Origin of the sequence: Vibrio brasiliensis LMG 20546, assembly GCF_000189255.1 — a bacterium.
In the GTDB taxonomy this organism is placed as follows: Bacteria; Pseudomonadota; Gammaproteobacteria; order Enterobacterales; family Vibrionaceae; genus Vibrio; species Vibrio brasiliensis.
The window spans coordinates 26210-43989 of the sequence record NZ_AEVS01000081.1 but is presented as its reverse complement, the minus strand read 5'-3'; the positions used below and the strand labels follow the sequence as shown (position 1 = coordinate 43989).

The window sequence follows — 17780 nt, the reverse complement described above, 5'->3', positions numbered from 1 at the left end:
AATGAAACTTAAAGCCCTGCTACTGGCATCTTTAGCCCTAAGCCCATTAGCTCAAGCAAAAATGGACATCATGGCTCACCACGCCTATGCACGCGCAACTCCCCCAACAGCGGTAACTAGCGCTGTATTTGGTGAGTTTATGAACCGCGGAGACAAGGAGCGTTACATTGTGTCGGCGACGACAGATGCAGCTGGTAAAGTCGAGCTGCACGATGTCATCAAAGAAGGTGAAGTGATGAAGATGCGCCAGGTAGATCGCATCACTATTCCGGCTAAAGGCAAAGTTGAGCTAAAGCCGGGCAGCTTACATATCATGCTGTTTGACCTCAAAGCTCCTTTGGCTGAGGATCAGGAAATCGACGTTCAGCTGACCTTCGCCAATGGTGAAAAGCACACTTTCACCGCTCCAGTTAAAAAAGTCATGAGCGGCATGAAACATAAGCACTAAAATCTTTGCGCTCAGAGGTGGGAATTTCCCCACCTCTTTTGCTAGAATTGCACTGAAATGAAACAAATTGATAGGAGAATATGATGATTGTAGTTAAAACCCACCCGGCAAGAATGGCGAAGCTTCGTTAATAACACTCCCCTTCCCTTCCTATTGCCCGGTGTTACTCAAACCGGGGTCTTAAGACCCTAGCGAATCAAATTGATACAGATTTTCTGTAAGCTTGGGGCAACTATGAATACCAAAGCACACACAGCTATGTCACTTACGACACTTGGCTGGAACAACCTATTTCAACAACAGCTAACACTCGAAGATTTAGAACAAGAGTTAATTGCAGCCCGCATCACTGAACACCATAGAAGCGGCTATAAGCTATTGACCGAAACCGATGAGATCAGCCTGGAGATCCATAAGTCTTTACCCGCAATGACCGTAGGTGACTGGGTACTGCTAGACTCAGAACAGAGGTTCGTTCGCTTGTTAGACCGCCAGTCTCTCTTTCACCGCAAAGCCGCTGGAAGTAAGGTTAATGAGCAACTGATCGCCGCCAACGTGACATCATTGTTTATCGTCTGCTCGTTGAATGATGACTTTAACTTGAGCCGAATTGAACGATACTTAGCTATCGCTCATGAAGCCGATGTAGAACCCGTTATCGTTTTAACCAAAGCCGACCTCTGTCTTGACCTTGATGAGAAGAAAGCGCTGGTACAAAAGCTCGACCCTCTATTAATGGTTGAAAGCGTTAATGCCTTAGACCAACAGCAATGCGAACGTCTTCTTCCTTGGTGTCAAAACGGAAAAACGGTCGCCTTTATGGGTTCATCAGGTGTTGGTAAGTCAACCTTGGTCAATAGCTTGTTACAGCAACAAGCACAGCAAACCGGTGGGATCAGAGAAAACGACAGCAAAGGTCGTCATACGACAACCAGTCGTTCGTTGCATTTCATGCCAAGTGGTGCGGTTCTGATCGACACTCCAGGAATGCGAGAGCTTCAACTGGTGGACTGTGCAGAAGGCGTCGCTGAAACATTCTCTGACGTCGAGTCTCTGGTAGCTCAATGCCGTTTCTCCGATTGTCAGCATCAAGAAGAACCAGGTTGTCGGGTACGAGAAGCAATCAAATCAGGTCAGTTAGAGCAACGAAGGCTCAACAACTACCTTAAGTTGTTACGCGAACAGCAACATAATAGTGCGACTATCGCTGAAAAGCGTGCCTCTTATAAACAGCAAACCAAATACTATAAGAGAGTACAAAACGCTCATCGTGACCAAAAGCACGGTAGTGGATATTAAACAATCAAGGGGGCATCAGCCCCCTTTTTGTTATTTACCAAATTAACACACATCTAAAACATAAAATTCACATAAAGCGAATGAAATTAATTTTTCATGCTACTTTTCAATTAATCCTAGACACATTATTTCAAGCCGCTAGTATTAACAGCTCAGTTGCGATAACTGAGATTACTATAAATTCATAAAACTATTCATTGCAGGGATAACTATGCAACACAACTCTCTCATTGCGCGCTTTGCTCGTGGCAATCTGGTTTTGCAGATCCTAGCTGGCATCATCCTTGGTGTTGGTCTAGCGACTGTATCTCCAGAGCATGCGAAAAGTGTCGGTTTACTCGGAAGCCTGTTTGTTGGTGCACTAAAAGCAGTTGCGCCTATTCTCGTTTTTATTTTGGTTGCGGCTTCGATCGCTAACCAGAAGAAAAACCAACACACGTATATGCGTCCTATCGTGGTTCTTTACCTTTTCGGTACATTAACAGCAGCTCTAACCGCTGTTGTACTGAGTTTCCTCTTTCCAACCACGCTAACGCTTGTATCAGGTGCTGAAGGAGCTACTCCTCCACAAGGCATCGCTGAAGTACTAAATACTCTGCTGTTTAAGCTAGTTGACAACCCAGTTAACGCTCTGATGAGTGCAAACTACATTGGTATCCTGGCATGGGCTGTAGGTCTTGGTCTGGCGCTTCACCACGCATCAGGTACAACTAAGGCGGTATTTGAAGACCTTAGCCACGGTGTATCACAAATCGTACGCTTTATTATTCGTCTGGCGCCATTCGGTATCTTTGGTCTGGTAGCTTCTACACTGGCAACCACAGGCTTCGAAGCGCTCGCTGGTTATGCGCAGCTTCTGGCGGTACTATTAAGCTCAATGGCGATCATTGCACTCGTCGTTAACCCACTAATCGTGCTGTTTAAAACCGGTGAAAACCCATACCCATTGGTTCTGCAATGTATCCGTGAAAGTGGCGTAACAGCTTTCTTCACTCGCTCAAGCGCAGCGAACATTCCAGTCAACATGGCGCTATGTGAAAAGCTAAAACTGGATGAAGATACTTACTCTGTATCTATTCCTCTGGGCGCGACTATTAACATGGCTGGCGCAGCAATCACCATCACAACTCTGACTCTGGCGGCGGTTCACACCTTAGGGATTGAAGTGGATCTACTTACTGCACTGCTACTGAGTGTGGTAGCAGCAGTTTCTGCATGTGGTGCTTCTGGTGTTGCTGGCGGTTCATTACTGCTTATCCCATTAGCATGTGGCCTGTTTGGTATTCCAAATGAGATTGCAATGCAGGTGGTAGCGGTTGGCTTCATCATTGGTGTTGTTCAAGATTCAGCAGAAACAGCGCTAAACAGCTCAACTGACGTCGTCTTTACCGCTGCGGTATGTAAATCAAAGCAGAAACAAGAACTTAAATAAGTTCAACGTTGACCCAAACCAATAAAAATGGCCTCTTGATGAGGCCATTTTTTATTGTTTATCCATTGGGGACTGCGAGTAGTCGATTCGATTATCTTGCTCATCAACCTGAGGCGTTTCCTCTACGTTAAGTGACTCAGGTTCCGCCACCGTGTCATTGGATTCTAACGTAGATAGAATCGGAGCCGAGCCCTGTTCATTAATTGGAATCGCTCGTTTATACAGTTTGTTTAGCGCCTTGATAATAGAGTGTTTGTTTACTTTATTCTCTCGAATCTTCTTAATCATAGGTTTAGCAAGACTCTGTAAACCAACAACAGTATCGACACCGATATTCAACGCCACCTGATCACGCAACGCTCGCGCTGGATCATGACCAAGCTGGCTAGCAAGGAACAACCAAATATAAGCGATCGCGTTGCCATTTGGTCGTTGCTCCATCCAGGTTTCCCCGGCCTTATACATTGCTTCCAGATGACCTTTTTCAGCCGCTCGCTCCAACCAGTAGCAACCGAGATTGAAATTGCTTGGTACACCGTGACCCTGAATGTAGTTGGTGCCCAGTTTCATTCGACCTTCATTACTTTTAAGATCGGCCGCTCGGCGATAATAGTCAGTTGAACGTGACGGACTTTTTTGTGGGTTGTTATCCGAAAGACACCAATCACCCAAAAACAGGATTGATGGAATATGGTTCTGCTGTGCTGCAGACTCCAAAAGCTCTATCGCTTTTGGTGGATTCACTTCAGTACCACGACCATAAAACAGCGCCTGCGCCATTTCAAACTTATGCGGTAAGCTACCTTCAATAGCCGCAATGGATGTCTGCCAGAACTTAGATTGCTCTTTTAAGATGACATCTTGCTTCATCTTGTTACTGATACGTACTACGCCGTACATGCCGGTAACATTATCTAGTTTTGCCGCTTTGGTGTACCAATAGATCGCTTCTTTCGGACGAGTTCTTTCAGCCTCTTTAGCCAGATAGAGAATCGTAGGAATATGACCGCCTTCGGCCTTCATAATCCGATCTTCATGTTCCTGTTTACGATTCTTTTCAATCGCTTTTCGGTAAGCGATTTCTCGTTCTTTGCGTTCTTGCTCTAAGCGCTTCTTACGGATGGACAAAGCCAGCATCCACATAAACATGCCTAGTAACAGAAGCCCGGTCGCACCAATCGCGATCCCAATAATATTCATCTGGTCTTCTTAAGTATCTTTATAGTTTTATTAGTCACTGTATCGACAGCGTTCTCAATTGTTTGAGCTTCAACATCATACCTTAATAACATTACACTAGTATAAGTAACCTCTACACTAAGCGTTTCATTTACATCACAACGTGACGTACATCGCCATTATTTAGGTGGCTAATACCTTAGTTTTAGCCCTAAAATTTTCATTCGTCGAACCACTACATACATCATTTTTACGTCGCGCAAACGAATACAGACTATGATAATCAGACGTAATTTGGTCAATTAGAGAAAAATTGACCAAAAACAATAGCACAACATGGTCACTTATTTTATAATGCGAATTAATGTTTCAGAGCATCATAAATTACAATATTAGGGGCACAAAATGAGACTTATCCCGTTAAACCAAGCAGCACAAGTCGGTAAGTGGGCAGCAGCACACATTGTTAAACGCATTAACGATTTCAAACCAACCGCTGAACGTCCATTCGTTTTAGGTCTACCAACAGGTGGTACTCCTCTAGCGACTTACAAAGCACTTATCGAACTGTACAACGCTGGCGAAGTAAGCTTTAAGCACGTTGTTACATTTAACATGGATGAGTACATTGGTATCCCAGCGGATCACCCAGAATCTTACCGCTCTTTCATGTACAACAACTTCTTTAACCACATCGATATCCAAGATGAAAACATCAACCTTCTTGATGGTAATGCAGCGGATAACGAAGTTGAATGTAAGCGCTATGAAGATAAGATCAAATCTTACGGTCGTATTAACCTATTCATGGGCGGCGTAGGTAACGATGGTCATATCGCATTCAACGAGCCAGCATCTTCACTATCTTCACGCACACGTATCAAGACGCTGACTGAAGATACACGTATTGCTAACTCTCGCTTCTTCGACGGTGACATCAATCAAGTACCTAAGTACGCTCTAACCATCGGTGTTGGTACACTACTAGATTCAGAAGAAATCATGATTCTGGTTACTGGCCACAACAAAGCCCTAGCTCTTGAAGCAGCAGTTGAAGGTAGCGTTAACCACCTATGGACTGTATCTGCACTTCAGTTACACCCTAAATCAGTGATCGTATGTGATGAGCCAGCAACTCAAGAACTGAAAGTTAAGACTGTTAAATACTTTACTGAACTTGAAGCGGAAAACATCAAAGGCTTCTAACTCTCAGTTATCTAACACGATCAAAAAATCCGAGCACTGCTCGGATTTTTTATTTGCCGCCCAACTAGCTTTCTGGAAACTCGCCTTTAGCGCTGGTGTCAGCGCTTGCTACCCAATGTTCATTGGGGTCAAAGGCTTCATCACATAAATCGATTGAGTAGCCCATTTCCAACACTTCTTTGATGGTGAGGTTATCCGCGACTTGAGTTACTTCACCATGCTCGTTGCGTAGTTCCATACTTTAGTCCTCCCAATATGCTGATGTCCTCACTACTTAGTATAAGCAATAATGACGCAGAAGCTTGGATTCCCCATAGATTAAAGAGTGAATTTTTGTTGAAGCGAGCAGAAGTTCAGGCCCTCAATAAAGCGACTAACATACTCTAAGCTACCTTCGTCAAATTTAACGCCGTATTTACGGTAGTGGCTGGTCTTAGAGACGTTCTTTACTACAGCATGCAATAACTCTGAATCATCTTCGTTACCATCACCACGACTAAACACTTTAAGCTCGATGGCGGAGCCAACTTTATAATTGGTCTTTCCTCTGTCGACAACAATCAAACAACCATGTTGAGAGATATCCCGTATCTGACATAAGTATTTGTGGTTATCCGGAGATAAAATACCATCCAGGCTGATCTCCAAACGAGCACTTTCGCGTAAGCCCACCACCACCTGAGTCGCCTTAGGCAAGGTAATAAGTAGCAGATCGTTATCTCCACCACTTAAGACATACTCTATTTTGCTCTTAAAATAGACTCGCGCGCCTTCCCCCTTTGAAGAAATGACGCACGCCTTGATCGAATAGCCACGTTGCATAAACAATGACATTTCTTTCGCTGAAATGTCCGGCATTTCCATCAATAAGATATTATTTGAATGGAGTCCGACATATTTGGTGCGACACTTGAGAACCTTACCAGTAGGCGTCGTCACAATTAATGCAACCTCACAGAGTGGCATCACATCCTGAAATGCATCTTCTCCGTATCGAATTGAAGATGAAGGTTCTTCGGTTTTTGCAACGTTTTCGCCGTGTTCACCATTGACTGACAATTCGCTTGATTGTTCTTGTTGTTCTGCCTTCGTCATTATTGACCTTTTTGCATATAACTCACATATACGAGTTATAGTAGCAAAATGACAATTCTCAAACATCAGTGATCACATTCAGAGAAAGATTTCTTCTAACCAATTAGTCTATATCAGGTTTTAACAACACCTTGTGGACGAAATCTGCTGATCGATCCTGATATCTGGCACGCTTCCAACGATAAAGTATCGCCATAGGCTTAGGCTAAAATACAAAAAGGCCGACTAGCGTCGGCCTTTAAAACAACTCAGATTAAGGCTGTTGTTTGGTAGGTGCTAAGGCAATTTCTCGGATACACACGTTTTGTGGCTGGCTGTAAGCAAATTCAACTGCGCGAGCAACATCATCAGCAGCGAGAACACCACCCATGTCTTGCTTCCAGTCATCGTAACCCTGCTTAATATCATCAGACGTTGTGTGCGATAGTAATTCTGTCTCTACCGCTCCAGGGGCAATAGTCGTAACACGAACATTAGATGCCGCGACTTCTTCGCGAACATTTTCAGAAATAGCATGAACAGCGAATTTAGTGCCACAGTAAGCAGCGTGATTCGGGAAAGTCTTCTTACCAGCGATTGAACTGATGTTGATGATAGTACCACTGTTACGTTCCATCATAGGAGCCAGTACAGCCTGCATACCATTTAGTAAACCCAGAACGTTTACGTCAAACATACGTTTCCATTCGCTCGCGTCTTGCGTATCAATCTGGCCCAACAGCATCACGCCAGCATTGTTAACTAGGCCATCAACCGGGCCAAACTTGGCTTCAGCTTTAGCAATTGCAGCTTCAAAAGTCGCTTTATCTGTTACATCCACTTTCTCACACAGTGTGTTTGGTAGTTGTAGAGACTCTAAGCGCTCAACGCGGCGAGCGAGTAGAAGTAGAGGATGGCCTTCATTACTCAGACGACGAGCAATCGCTTCACCAATACCAGAACTTGCACCTGTGATTACAATTAGTTTTTTCATCATTTATTCCTCTGTGAACTGATTGTGCAGCGTGATTTGCTGCGATGAAGCTATAGTATTCGAATCATCTTTGTTGATATATATCACTTAGGTTGAAACACTGTTGCTATACTGCAACAATAGTTGTAATCCTCTGATTAAGGAAAACTAATGCTCAACTCCCTCAACCTCGCTGATATTCGCTCATTTGTATTGATCGCACAGCTTGGTAGCTTTACAAAGGCAGCACTGGCACTCGATGTTTCACGTTCACATGTCTCTCGTCAGATAAGCAATCTAGAGAGCCAGATGAAGGTCACTTTGCTTATTCGCACTACTCGAACGCTTAAGTTAACCGAAGCAGGTAAGCTGTTTTATCAGCAGTGTGAAGTTGCTTTGAACGGTATCGAGCAAGCGGTACTCGTTGCTGTCGACGATGTTGAAAAAGTACAGGGCGAGATCCGTATTAACTGTGTTGGCGGCTACTTAGGGGAAGATGTCATTGGCCAGATCGCTTGTGACTTCATGAAACAATATCCTGAAACTCAAGTCCACCTCGACTTCAGCAGCCACCGTGTAGATTTACTTGAAGAAGATTTCGACATCGCATTTCGTATGGGGCAACTTGATGACTCAGGTTTTATCGCCCGTAAACTTATGACCATAGAAATGAGCACGCTTGCCAGCCCAGAGTATCTAAAAGCTAAAGGTATCCCTTCGCAACCAAAAGATCTTAATGCACACCAGTGTCTTACTGGTTCAGTCAAACGTTGGGGCTATAAGCACAAAGTCGACAACAGAGATGTAGAGGTAGCGATTAAGGGACATTTACAGTGTAAAAACGGTCGGGTGTTAGTTAAGGGAGCCCTTAATCACCAAGGCATTATTCGAGTACCAAAAGTGTACTGCGTAGAGGCTATCGATGAGGGAAAGTTAGTAGAAGTATTCGAAGACTGGCATATTCCCAGCGTGGCGTTTTCAGCTATTTATCATAGAGATCGATATCAGCCGAAACGCCTGCGGGTGTTTATAGACTTCGTTACAGCTCACTTTCAGAACAAGTTAAGCCACTAACGTAAGAAAAGTTTAGACACCAATTTCAGCGCCAGGTTGCGATATTTGAGAATTAAGTAGTTACGCGGTAACCACGTCGGAGAAGAGAGCACCGTCTTGGCCTTAGAGAAAGTTCTGAACCCTTCCTCGCCGTGATACTGACCAATACCCGACTCACCAATACCTCCAAACGGCGCGTCGTCCGCAGCAACATGCAGCAGAGTATCATTAAAGGCAACACCACCACTGTGTGTCTGTTCGATTACCTGCTGCTGCAAGATTTTATCATTCGACATCAGATAGAGTGCCAATGGGCGCGGCCGACTATTGACGAACGCAAACACTTCGCTCAAATGACGATAACCAATAACGGGTAATATTGGTCCGAAAATCTCTTCCTGCATCACAAGCATCTCTTCGGTAACGCCTGTGACGAGTTGAGGCAGCATCTGCCGATCGTTCAGTTCCACGTAATCAATAGAGTGCAGCGATGCACCTAAATCTTTCGCATCCTGAAGATAACGCTGTAAACGCAGAAATTGCGCTTCATTAATGATTTGAGTGACTGACTCAAGTCGCCCGTCACGCACATAGAGTTGATAGAAACGGTCGAGATAACACTCAATAAACTGCAACTCTTTGCCTTGCGGAACCATAACGTAGTCCGGCGCAACGCAGATTTGTCCAGCGTTGATAGATTTCCCCAGAATGATCGCATCGACCGCTTTACTGATGTCCGCATCGTCAGCAATGATTGCCGGCGATTTGCCCCCCAGTTCAAGCGTAACCGGGGTTAAGTTGCGAGCCGCTGACGCCGCAACGAGTTTGCCAATCTGAGTCGACCCGGTAAAGATAAGGTGATCAAAAGGTAAAGCGGAAAAATGCTGCGCTATATCCGCATCCCCTTCCACTGGACGTACATACTCGCCAAATCCAGCAAAAATCTCGCTTAGCACCTGATTGGTATGAGGGGTATGTTCACTGAGCTTGACCAACACCCGGTTACCTGCAGCCAGAGCCGTCACTATCGGGGCAATACTCAGAACGATTGGGAAATTCCACGGGACAATGACACCAACAACACCGAGTGGCTGATACTCGACGCGCACTTTTGAAGGTGTTAACAGTAGCCCGGCGTGGCGTTTGCTAGGTTTGAGCCACTTTTTTAAGTGCTTGATGGTGTAGTTAATATGTCCGACTGCTGGCAGTAAATCGCAGATAAGCGAATCGAAGTCACTACGATAGCCGTAATCATGATGTAAAGCATCGACTAACCCTTGCTTATGGCTGAGTAGTGCCGACTTGACGCCATGCAAAAGCTCCAATCTTTGTTTAAGATCGGGATAGGGGTTTGTAGAATAGTGCGCCTGAATTTCTGCAAATAGATGCAACAACTCCTGCTCAGTCTTGACATGTTCCTTATGCCAGCGATTAAGGTCTACGACTTTTTCCATATGAGTAGCCAACAGTTCTTATCATGATTTCTGGCTTAATATTAGTCAGTTTTGATCATAATGTCCCGTTTAGAAACCGTTTTTCACCCTAATATGATGCTGAAGAATAAGCAGTATCACAGAACTCTTGGTGGGGGTCAGGAGCATGTTCAGCGTGATACTGCTTAAATAGGTTAGTTGCCGCTCATCATAGCAAGCAAAGACAGCAGAGCTAATCGCTCAACAACATTAGAGCAATTCTCCAACTGCAGCAGGTAGAAGCGTGTTAAAGGTCTGGTACTGATTGTGTTGTCCATATCAAACTCCTCTGTTTCGCGTTTAATTTTGACGCTTAATAGGGAAGACAAAAAGAGCTGATATAAATTGATTTAGTTCCTTATATCTACAGTTTTCCGCTAGTGGGAGTAAATTTCAGTGGAATATGGAAGAAATTAGGAACAAAATGAAGTCAGACATTGCTTATTATTCTGCTTAAGGTGACTTGTGTCTGATCTGAACTTACTCCGCTACTACACTCGTCTAACACCACTTGGTATTGGTATCGAAATAAAAACAGCGCTCCCAGCTATTGCAGACGCCTTATTTACCAGTCCGCGACATGCACGTAATCTGCTTAACAGCATGCAGCAGCTTGAGTGGTTAACCTGGGCACCTAAAGCGGGTCGAAATCAGCGCTCAACGCTGATCCTCAACCTGCAACTCGAAGAGTTAAAAAGCCAGCTCGCAGTAAAAAGAATCCATGCGGGCAAATATGAAAAAGCCTTGGCAATCCTCGATGACGACGAAGTCGCCTTTGGACGCTTATTACAAAGTACGTCAGGCGCATCAATTCGTCAGGGACAACTGCATATCCAGTTGACCTATAAGCGCCCCTTTGAGCGCTTAGTACCTCATCAACTACAACGTTCAAGTGAGCGTTATTTGCTGCGCCAGATCTATTGCTGTCTTGTCGCCAGCTCTGCTGACGGAGTATTAGAGCCTCAGCTTGCCCACCACTGGCACTATGATGAACAGGCGCTGGAATGGGCTTTCTATCTTCGTCCAAGCCTGACTTTCCATAACGGCACCTCCATTGATGGCGAAACCATTGTCAATCTGTTCAATAAACTTAGACAGCTGGAAGACTACCAAAGCGAGCTAAGCCATTTAGAAAGCGTTTCGTCTCCTAGTAACAATAAGGTCGTATTCAAACTCACCACGCCGGATCAAGGTTTTGGCGGGCTAATCTCTGGCGTTAAGTACTCAATACAGCCCAGCGAACAAGTCAATAATGCACCAGGAAAAATGATCGTTGGTTCCGGTCCATTTGAAGTGATTGAACACTCGGACGCTCGTCTGGGTCTGCAGGCATTCGAGCGCTATTACGCCTGTCGGGCACTAACTGATCAGGTCACGATCTGGCATCTGGATGAAAGCGAACTGTCTAACAAACAGATACAAACTAATCAGCCGGGCGCTCAGTCAGAACAACATTGTAATTACTATGTATCTCATGCAGTTAGCAAAAACGTCGAAAGAGATGTAAAACAGAGCCGAACGGAAGACGGATGTATGTTCATCCTCTTTAATCAGTGCGCTGAAAGCGTATTAGATGATGGACAAAGACGCTTTCTCTCCAGCTACCTCACTCCAGAAAAAGTCTATCAATACCTAGAACAGAGCGGACGCCTGTTCGGCTGTGAAATCGCCCATAACCTGCTGCCGATGTGGCATAAAATCACCCGTCCGGCCATGGCTGAAGTCACTTTACCCGCTAAGGTTAGCATCGCCATTTATGATTACAGCTCGTTGCGAAACTGTGCCTTGGCGATTCAATTTCTGCTAGAGCAGAAAGGTATTGAAGTCACTATTAATAGCTACAGCTATCGAGAGCTGACTGCGCTTTCGTCTTCAGGACAGCTATCAGAATCCATCATAGTTACCAACATCAATCTCGACGACAACCGCCACGCGTCTGCCTTTAACAGTCTCTACCATAATCCGATCATTCAACGTTGTATCGGTGATCAATCCAAAGCCTGGTTAATCGACAGCCTCGACGTACTTCGTTCGCAAACCCCTCTGGTTGATTACCTGAATGCATTGGAACCTATCGCATCGGCACTGATTAACCAGTACTGGCTCTCCCCACTGTTTCACCACAGACAGACACTGCGCTTTCAGGGCGTTTTGAAGGACGTTGCACTAACCAACTGGGGCTGGCCTGACATTAAAAACGTTTGGTCTGCAGATTAACCACACAAAAACAAACACCACTAATGATTTGAGTTCAAATTAGAATAAATACTTACAATCGAACTCAAATTTCACAAAACAATCATTTCTGACATAAACCACTAAATTAAAAGGAAAAATAATAAAAACAACAAAAACACCACATCACACACCCAGCCATAATAGTTTGAACTCTAAGTATAATTTCGCTATTTTTACAGCGTATTCATTAGAAAGGAAATCAAAATGAAGCTAAAAACGGCTGCCTTACTCACCCTAACCGCAACCGCTTTCCATGCTCAGGCAGACGAGTGTGGCAAGGTCACAATTGCTGACATGAACTGGAACTCGGCCAGCGTTATGGCCAATGTCGACCAATTCATTCTTGAACACGGTTATGACTGTGATGCCGAATTGATTCCTGGTGACACTATGCCAACCGGAACATCAATGATAGAAAAAGGCCAGCCAGACGTTGCGCCAGAGTTATGGAGTAACGCTCTAAAAGATGCACTAGACAAGGGCGTAGAAGAGAAACGACTTCGCTACGCAGGTAAGTCTCTGGTCGATGGTGGTGAAGAAGGTTTCTGGGTACCAGCCTACCTGGTTAAACAATACCCAGAAATGGCGACGATTGAAGGTGTTAAGAAACACGCAAAACTGTTTGATCATCCAGAAGACCCGGATCAGTCAGCGTTTTACAGCTGTCCGGCGGGTTGGAACTGTCAAATCAGTGCCGGCAACCTTTTCAAGGCTCTAGGTCTGGAGGGTTCTGGTTTTACTATCGTTGACCCAGGTTCAAGTGCAGGTCTGTCTGGCGCGATCGCTAAGGCGTACGAACGAGAGGAAGCTTGGTTCGGTTATTACTGGGCACCAACTGCAGTGTTAGGTAAGTACGACATGGTTAAGGTCGATTTTGGTAGCGGCGTTAATCTGGAAGAGTTTGTTGGCTGTACCACTCAAACTGAGTGTGAGTCACCTAAACCAACCATGTACCCGCCTTCACCTGTGCATACCATTACGACTGAAGCATTCGCCAGCCGTGCTCCTCAAGCATACGAATACTTCACTAAACGTGGTTTCACCAACAAAGATATGAACCAACTACTGGCTTGGATGGAAGACAACCAGGCAGATGGTGAGGAAGCGAGCTTCCACTTCTTAGAGAACTACCCACAAATCTGGCAGACCTGGGTACCACAAGACGTGGCGAAGAAAGTCCAACAGGCACTTTAACCTCTGTCCCTTCTTTAGCGCTGTATGCGCTACGCTGTAGATGTACTCCTTCATCGGGAAATGCCCCGATGAAGGAGAATAAAAGGAATTTCAAATGTCCAATGATAGCTGGTTCAACAGCTTTCCAGAAATGGAGCGTTCTGACCTCAGAGCAATCCGAAAAACTCTTGATGGCGCCTATCGTGAATTTTCTCGCGAATATGGTGAACTCATCGAGTCATTCTTCGACCCACTGCTTTCTTTCCTCGTCTGGTTTGAAAAACTGCTGATATCAACTCCATGGATGATCATTCTGGCAGTCTGTACCGGACTAGTGTATGCGGCCAGTCGTTCATGGAAGCTATCAGTGGGCTGTTTTGTGTCGCTAATACTTATCGGCTACTTTGGTATGTGGGAAGACACCATGCGTACCTTAAGTATTATTACGGTCTGTACCATGTTGTCCATCGTACTTGGGATCCCGATTGGCATTGCAATGGCGCGCTCCAACCGTATTCAGTCAATAGTAACGCCGATGCTCGACGTCATGCAGACCATGCCGGCCTTCGTTTACCTGATTCCGGTCGTCATGCTGCTTGGTATTGGTAAAATCCCAGGCCTGATTGCCGTCGTTATCTACGCCATTCCACCTGTAATTCGTCTGACCAACCTCGGTATCCGTCTGGTCGACAAAGAAGTTCTGGAAGCTTCCACCGCATTCGGTGCTAGCGCCAAGCAGCGTCTATTTGGCGTGCAGCTTCCGCTTGCGATGCCAACCATCATGGCTGGTATTAACCAGACCATCATGATGGCACTTTCGATGGTAGTGATTGCTTCAATGATTGGCGTAAAAGGTTTAGGCCAGCCAGTACTGAAATCTATCACCAACCAGTACTTCACCCTTGGTTTGCTTAACGGTTTCGCCATCGTTGCACTTGCGATTCTGTTTGACCGCGCGTCGCAGGCTTATGCCAAACGTACTCAGGCACACTTAGGAGATCTGAAACATGACTAAACCGCTTATCGAAATCAGTGGCTTATACAAGGTTTTTGGTCCTAAGCCAAAGTCTGTAATTGAACGAGTTAAACAGGGGGACAGTAAAGACCAAGTACTGGCTGACACAGGCCATACTGTTGGTCTCAAAGAGATTAACCTGAAAATAAAGCAAGGTGAGATCTTCGTTATTATGGGCCTTTCTGGCTCAGGAAAGTCGACCTTAATCCGTCACTTCAACCGCCTTATCGACCCAACAGAAGGACAGATCCTCGTTGAAGGCACCGACGTAATGCAGCTTAGCCAGAAAGAGCTGGAAGATTTTCGTCGCCACAAGATGTCGATGGTATTTCAGCGCTTTGGTCTGCTGCCTCATCGCAAGGTGATCGACAACGTCGCCTATGGTCTTGAGATTCAAGGCATCGACAAAGCACAACGTATGGACAAAGCCAATCAGTGGCTGGAAACCGTTGGTCTGAAAGGGTACGAAAATCAGTACCCGTCACAGCTTTCTGGTGGTCAGCAACAGCGTGTTGGTCTTGCCCGCGCTCTGTGTACGGATGCGGAAATTCTGCTGATGGACGAAGCATTCTCTGCTCTTGACCCTCTTATCCGAAGTGAGATGCAGGATCAGTTAATCGAGCTGCAAGAGAAACTGCATAAGACCATCATCTTTATCACCCACGATTTGGATGAAGCCCTGCGACTTGGCGACCGTATCGCTATCCTCAAAGATGGTGAACTGGTTCAACAAGGTACGCCTGATGAAATCCTGCTTCACCCTGCGGATGATTATGTCGAAGCCTTCGTTAAAGACGTTAATCGAGCCCGAGCTCTGACAGTCGAGACGGTAATGAGTCCGCAAACTAATCGCATTTCAGCCAATACAATCCAAGAAGCCATCGCTCAGATGAAAGGCTTCAAGCAAGATTATGCTTATCACGTAACAGAGGATGGGTATCAAGGGGTTCTGACTAAAGAGGGTCTGTTAGACGCAGCCAAAGAAGACACCCCACAGGATGAAATCAATCAAGAAATCTATGAAGAGGTTCCAGCAATATCACCTGATGCGGCGATTGAAGAGATCCTTGTGGAAACCATGTCATGTGACTACTCCCTTCCTGTGGTCGATGATGAGGGCAACCTACAAGGCGAACTTGAGCGCAGTGCGGTGGCAGAAATCTTTTCTGATAACAGCGAGGAGGACACCACTCCAAGCCCAAAGTTGGATAAAGCGTCTTAACTCAATTAAGATCGTTTTAACCGCTAAACCCAAACGCCAGCTCTCGCTGGCGTTTTTATTCTTCACACTAAGGTTGGCTACAACAAGCCTACTGCCATCAAAGAGATTCTCGGCCAATTGACTAAAATCACTTGTCTGATTGGCAAACTCATGTAACTTAACGATTCTGTTTCGCTCTGGAATGCCCACTGAAAACCTTAACTATGCAAAGCAAAAACATTAAATTTGTTGCCGCCGATATGGATGGCACACTGCTCGATGAAAACAGCCAACTCAACCCAAAATTCTTTGATGTTTACCAGCAACTTGAAGACAAAGAGATCATCTTTGCTGCTGCTTCAGGACGTCAGTACTACAGCCTGATGGAGACATTCGCACCGATCAATGACCGCATGATGTTTGTTGCTGAAAACGGCACGCTGGTGATGCATAAAGGTCAGGAGCTTTACAGCTGCGAAATTGACAAACCATCGATTACCAACATTATCAAGCAAGCTCGCGCGATTTCAGGCGCTCAAATCGTGCTGTGTGGTAAACAATCTGCCTACATTGAGACGCAAGACCCTCGCGCATTGGAAGAGTTCGCCAAATACTACCATCGCTGTCAGTACGTAACTGATCTACTCGACGTAGATGACGACTTTATTAAAGTAGCGATTTGTCATTTTGATGGTACTGAAGAGCTGGTTTTCCCTGCCTTCGACAAACACTTTGGCGACACTCACCAAGTGGTAGTGAGTGCCAAAATCTGGCTAGATGTGATGAATGCGCAAGCGTCTAAAGGTGCGGCAATCGAACATCTTCAGCGCACCCTCGGCTTTAGCCATGAGCAGACCATGAGCTTTGGCGATTACCTCAACGACCTTGAGATGCTAGAAGCTAGCTACCACTCATACGCCATGGATAATGCACACCCTAAAATCAAACAGATCGCTCGCTTTACAGCACCAAGCAACCGTGAAGCAGGTGTGCTTACAGTGATTCAACGTGAGTTACTTGATTAATCTAATCCTGATACAACTCAAGCGGTAAACCATCCGGATCGGTGAAAAAGGTAAACGACTTACCAGTAAATTCATCGATCCGAATCGGTTCACACTCAATGCCCTGTGTCGATAAGTAATCGACGTAGCCCTCAACAGAGTCGACCCTAAACGCCAAATGTCTAAGCCCCTGCGCCTCAGGTCGCGAAGGCCTTGTTGGCGGTTCAGGGAAAGAGAACAGCTCTATCTGCCCACCATCTGGTAGCGCGATATCCAGTTTATAGGAGTCTCTTTCAGCACGATAATTCTCGGCAATAATGGGGAGTCTGAGTGTCTCAACATAGAAGCGTTTCGACACTTGGTAATCGGAGCAGATAATTGCTACGTGGTGAATACCTTTTAGTTTCAACTTATATCCTCGCTTGCTCAACTCACAATTAATCGATCACTAACGAACCATCCGGATTGAATTGCCAGCAGTCGCCATACGCAACTTCCCACAAATAACCATCAGGGTCTGAGAAATAACCACTATAACCGCCCCAAAATACATCTTGCGCTGGTTTTTCTAACTTTGCTCCTGCCTCAACGGCGGCAGCCAGTATCTGATCCACCTCTTCTCGTGAACGAGTATTATGAGCCAGAGTTATCCCAGAGAAACCCTCCTTTTTTACCGCTATATTGGGTGAAACATCTTCAGCCAGAGCAGCAATTGGATAGAGAGCCAGGCAGGCACCGCCAGTTTGAAAGAAAATGATGCCATCCTCCGGTGTCCGAGATGACGGAAAACCGAGTTGGCTGTAGAACTGATAAGAGCGTTGTAAATCTTCTACACCAAGAGTGATAATGCTTACCCGCGGTTCCATTTCAAACTCCTTTTGCTGATCCATTTTCCAATTCAGTCAATTGATATAGTGCGCTTTTTTGTCACTATTGCAATCTCTCAACTAAACAAAGAATGAGAAACCACTGACTTAAAGGGCAAGTTCATAACATTAATCGACTTCATGCTA

The 17780-nt window shown here is 45.4% G+C and carries 18 protein-coding genes; 10 read left to right on the top strand and 8 right to left on the bottom strand.

The window, feature by feature from the left end:
• Position 1 precedes the first annotated feature (1 nt).
• From RH46_RS15780 to sstT, 3 genes are all read left to right on the top strand, one after another.
• Positions 2-448, top strand: a complete 447-nt coding sequence (locus RH46_RS15780; RefSeq protein WP_006880509.1) for a copper chaperone PCu(A)C — start codon at positions 2-4, stop codon at positions 446-448.
• A gap of 234 nt (positions 449-682) precedes the next feature.
• Positions 683-1747: a ribosome small subunit-dependent GTPase A gene (gene rsgA / locus RH46_RS15775; RefSeq protein WP_006880508.1), complete on the top strand. Its 1065-nt coding sequence runs from the start codon at positions 683-685 to the stop codon at positions 1745-1747.
• A gap of 211 nt (positions 1748-1958) precedes the next feature.
• On the top strand, positions 1959-3179 hold the full coding sequence (gene sstT, locus RH46_RS15770) for a serine/threonine transporter SstT (protein ID WP_006880507.1): 1221 nt from the start codon (positions 1959-1961) through the stop codon (positions 3177-3179).
• Between the two features lie 51 nt (positions 3180-3230).
• Here the strand turns inward: sstT and RH46_RS15765 are convergent, their stop codons facing one another.
• Complete coding sequence (locus RH46_RS15765; RefSeq protein WP_006880506.1) at positions 3231-4379, bottom strand: tetratricopeptide repeat protein; 1149 nt, start codon at positions 4377-4379, stop codon at positions 3231-3233.
• Between the two features lie 384 nt (positions 4380-4763).
• On the opposite strand from RH46_RS15765, the gene nagB reads away from it, so the two are divergent.
• Complete coding sequence (nagB, locus tag RH46_RS15760) at positions 4764-5564, top strand: glucosamine-6-phosphate deaminase (RefSeq protein WP_006880505.1); 801 nt, start codon at positions 4764-4766, stop codon at positions 5562-5564.
• A 64-nt stretch (positions 5565-5628) separates the two neighbouring features.
• Here the strand turns inward: nagB and RH46_RS22375 are convergent, their stop codons facing one another.
• The 3 genes from RH46_RS22375 to RH46_RS15750 all read right to left on the bottom strand — a co-directional run bounded on the left by RH46_RS22375 (position 5629) and on the right by RH46_RS15750 (position 7632).
• Positions 5629-5802, bottom strand: coding sequence for a hypothetical protein (locus RH46_RS22375; protein ID WP_006880504.1), 174 nt, complete (start codon positions 5800-5802; stop codon positions 5629-5631).
• Between the two features lie 80 nt (positions 5803-5882).
• Positions 5883-6659 (bottom strand): PilZ domain-containing protein, encoded by a 777-nt coding sequence (locus RH46_RS15755; RefSeq protein WP_006880503.1) that lies wholly within the window; start codon positions 6657-6659, stop codon positions 5883-5885.
• A gap of 253 nt (positions 6660-6912) precedes the next feature.
• A complete protein-coding gene (locus RH46_RS15750) occupies positions 6913-7632 on the bottom strand; it encodes an SDR family oxidoreductase (RefSeq protein WP_006880502.1) in 720 nt (239 codons plus the stop codon).
• Between the two features lie 150 nt (positions 7633-7782).
• Here RH46_RS15750 and RH46_RS15745 point away from each other — a divergent pair, with 150 nt between their 5' ends.
• Entirely contained in the window at positions 7783-8685 is a 903-nt protein-coding gene (locus tag RH46_RS15745; protein ID WP_006880501.1) for a LysR family transcriptional regulator, read from the top strand.
• On the opposite strand, the gene RH46_RS15740 is transcribed toward RH46_RS15745, so the two are convergent.
• Together RH46_RS15740 and RH46_RS22560 are read right to left on the bottom strand one after the other, a co-directional pair.
• The gene (locus RH46_RS15740) at positions 8682-10118 is read right to left on the bottom strand and encodes a coniferyl aldehyde dehydrogenase (RefSeq protein WP_006880500.1); all 1437 of its coding nucleotides are present in this window, start codon (positions 10116-10118) and stop codon (positions 8682-8684) included. The genes RH46_RS15745 and RH46_RS15740 overlap by 4 nt on opposite strands.
• A gap of 173 nt (positions 10119-10291) precedes the next feature.
• Positions 10292-10414 carry a hypothetical protein gene (locus tag RH46_RS22560; RefSeq protein ID WP_006880499.1) on the bottom strand — a complete coding sequence of 41 codons (123 nt, stop codon included), beginning with the start codon at positions 10412-10414 and terminating at the stop codon, positions 10292-10294.
• A 187-nt stretch (positions 10415-10601) separates the two neighbouring features.
• Between RH46_RS22560 and RH46_RS15735 the strand changes: the two genes are divergently transcribed.
• From RH46_RS15735 to RH46_RS15715, 5 genes are all read left to right on the top strand, one after another.
• The gene (locus RH46_RS15735) at positions 10602-12353 is read left to right on the top strand and encodes an SgrR family transcriptional regulator (RefSeq protein ID WP_006880498.1); all 1752 of its coding nucleotides are present in this window, start codon (positions 10602-10604) and stop codon (positions 12351-12353) included.
• A 225-nt stretch (positions 12354-12578) separates the two neighbouring features.
• A complete protein-coding gene (locus RH46_RS15730) occupies positions 12579-13568 on the top strand; it encodes an ABC transporter substrate-binding protein (RefSeq protein ID WP_006880497.1) in 990 nt (329 codons plus the stop codon).
• 94 nt (positions 13569-13662) lie between these two features.
• Entirely contained in the window at positions 13663-14562 is a 900-nt protein-coding gene (locus tag RH46_RS15725) for an ABC transporter permease (RefSeq protein WP_006880496.1), read from the top strand.
• Positions 14555-15784 (top strand): quaternary amine ABC transporter ATP-binding protein, encoded by a 1230-nt coding sequence (locus tag RH46_RS15720; protein ID WP_006880495.1) that lies wholly within the window; start codon positions 14555-14557, stop codon positions 15782-15784. Before RH46_RS15725 ends, RH46_RS15720 begins: the two co-directional genes overlap by 8 nt.
• Positions 15785-15987: 203 nt before the next feature.
• A complete protein-coding gene (locus RH46_RS15715) occupies positions 15988-16788 on the top strand; it encodes a Cof-type HAD-IIB family hydrolase (RefSeq protein WP_006880494.1) in 801 nt (266 codons plus the stop codon).
• 1 nt (position 16789) lies between these two features.
• On the opposite strand, the gene gloA2 is transcribed toward RH46_RS15715, so the two are convergent.
• Entirely contained in the window at positions 16790-17176 is a 387-nt protein-coding gene (gene gloA2 / locus RH46_RS15710) for an SMU1112c/YaeR family gloxylase I-like metalloprotein (RefSeq protein WP_006880493.1), read from the bottom strand.
• A gap of 28 nt (positions 17177-17204) precedes the next feature.
• On the bottom strand, positions 17205-17633 hold the full coding sequence (locus RH46_RS15705) for a VOC family protein (protein ID WP_006880492.1): 429 nt from the start codon (positions 17631-17633) through the stop codon (positions 17205-17207).
• Positions 17634-17780 lie beyond the last annotated feature (147 nt).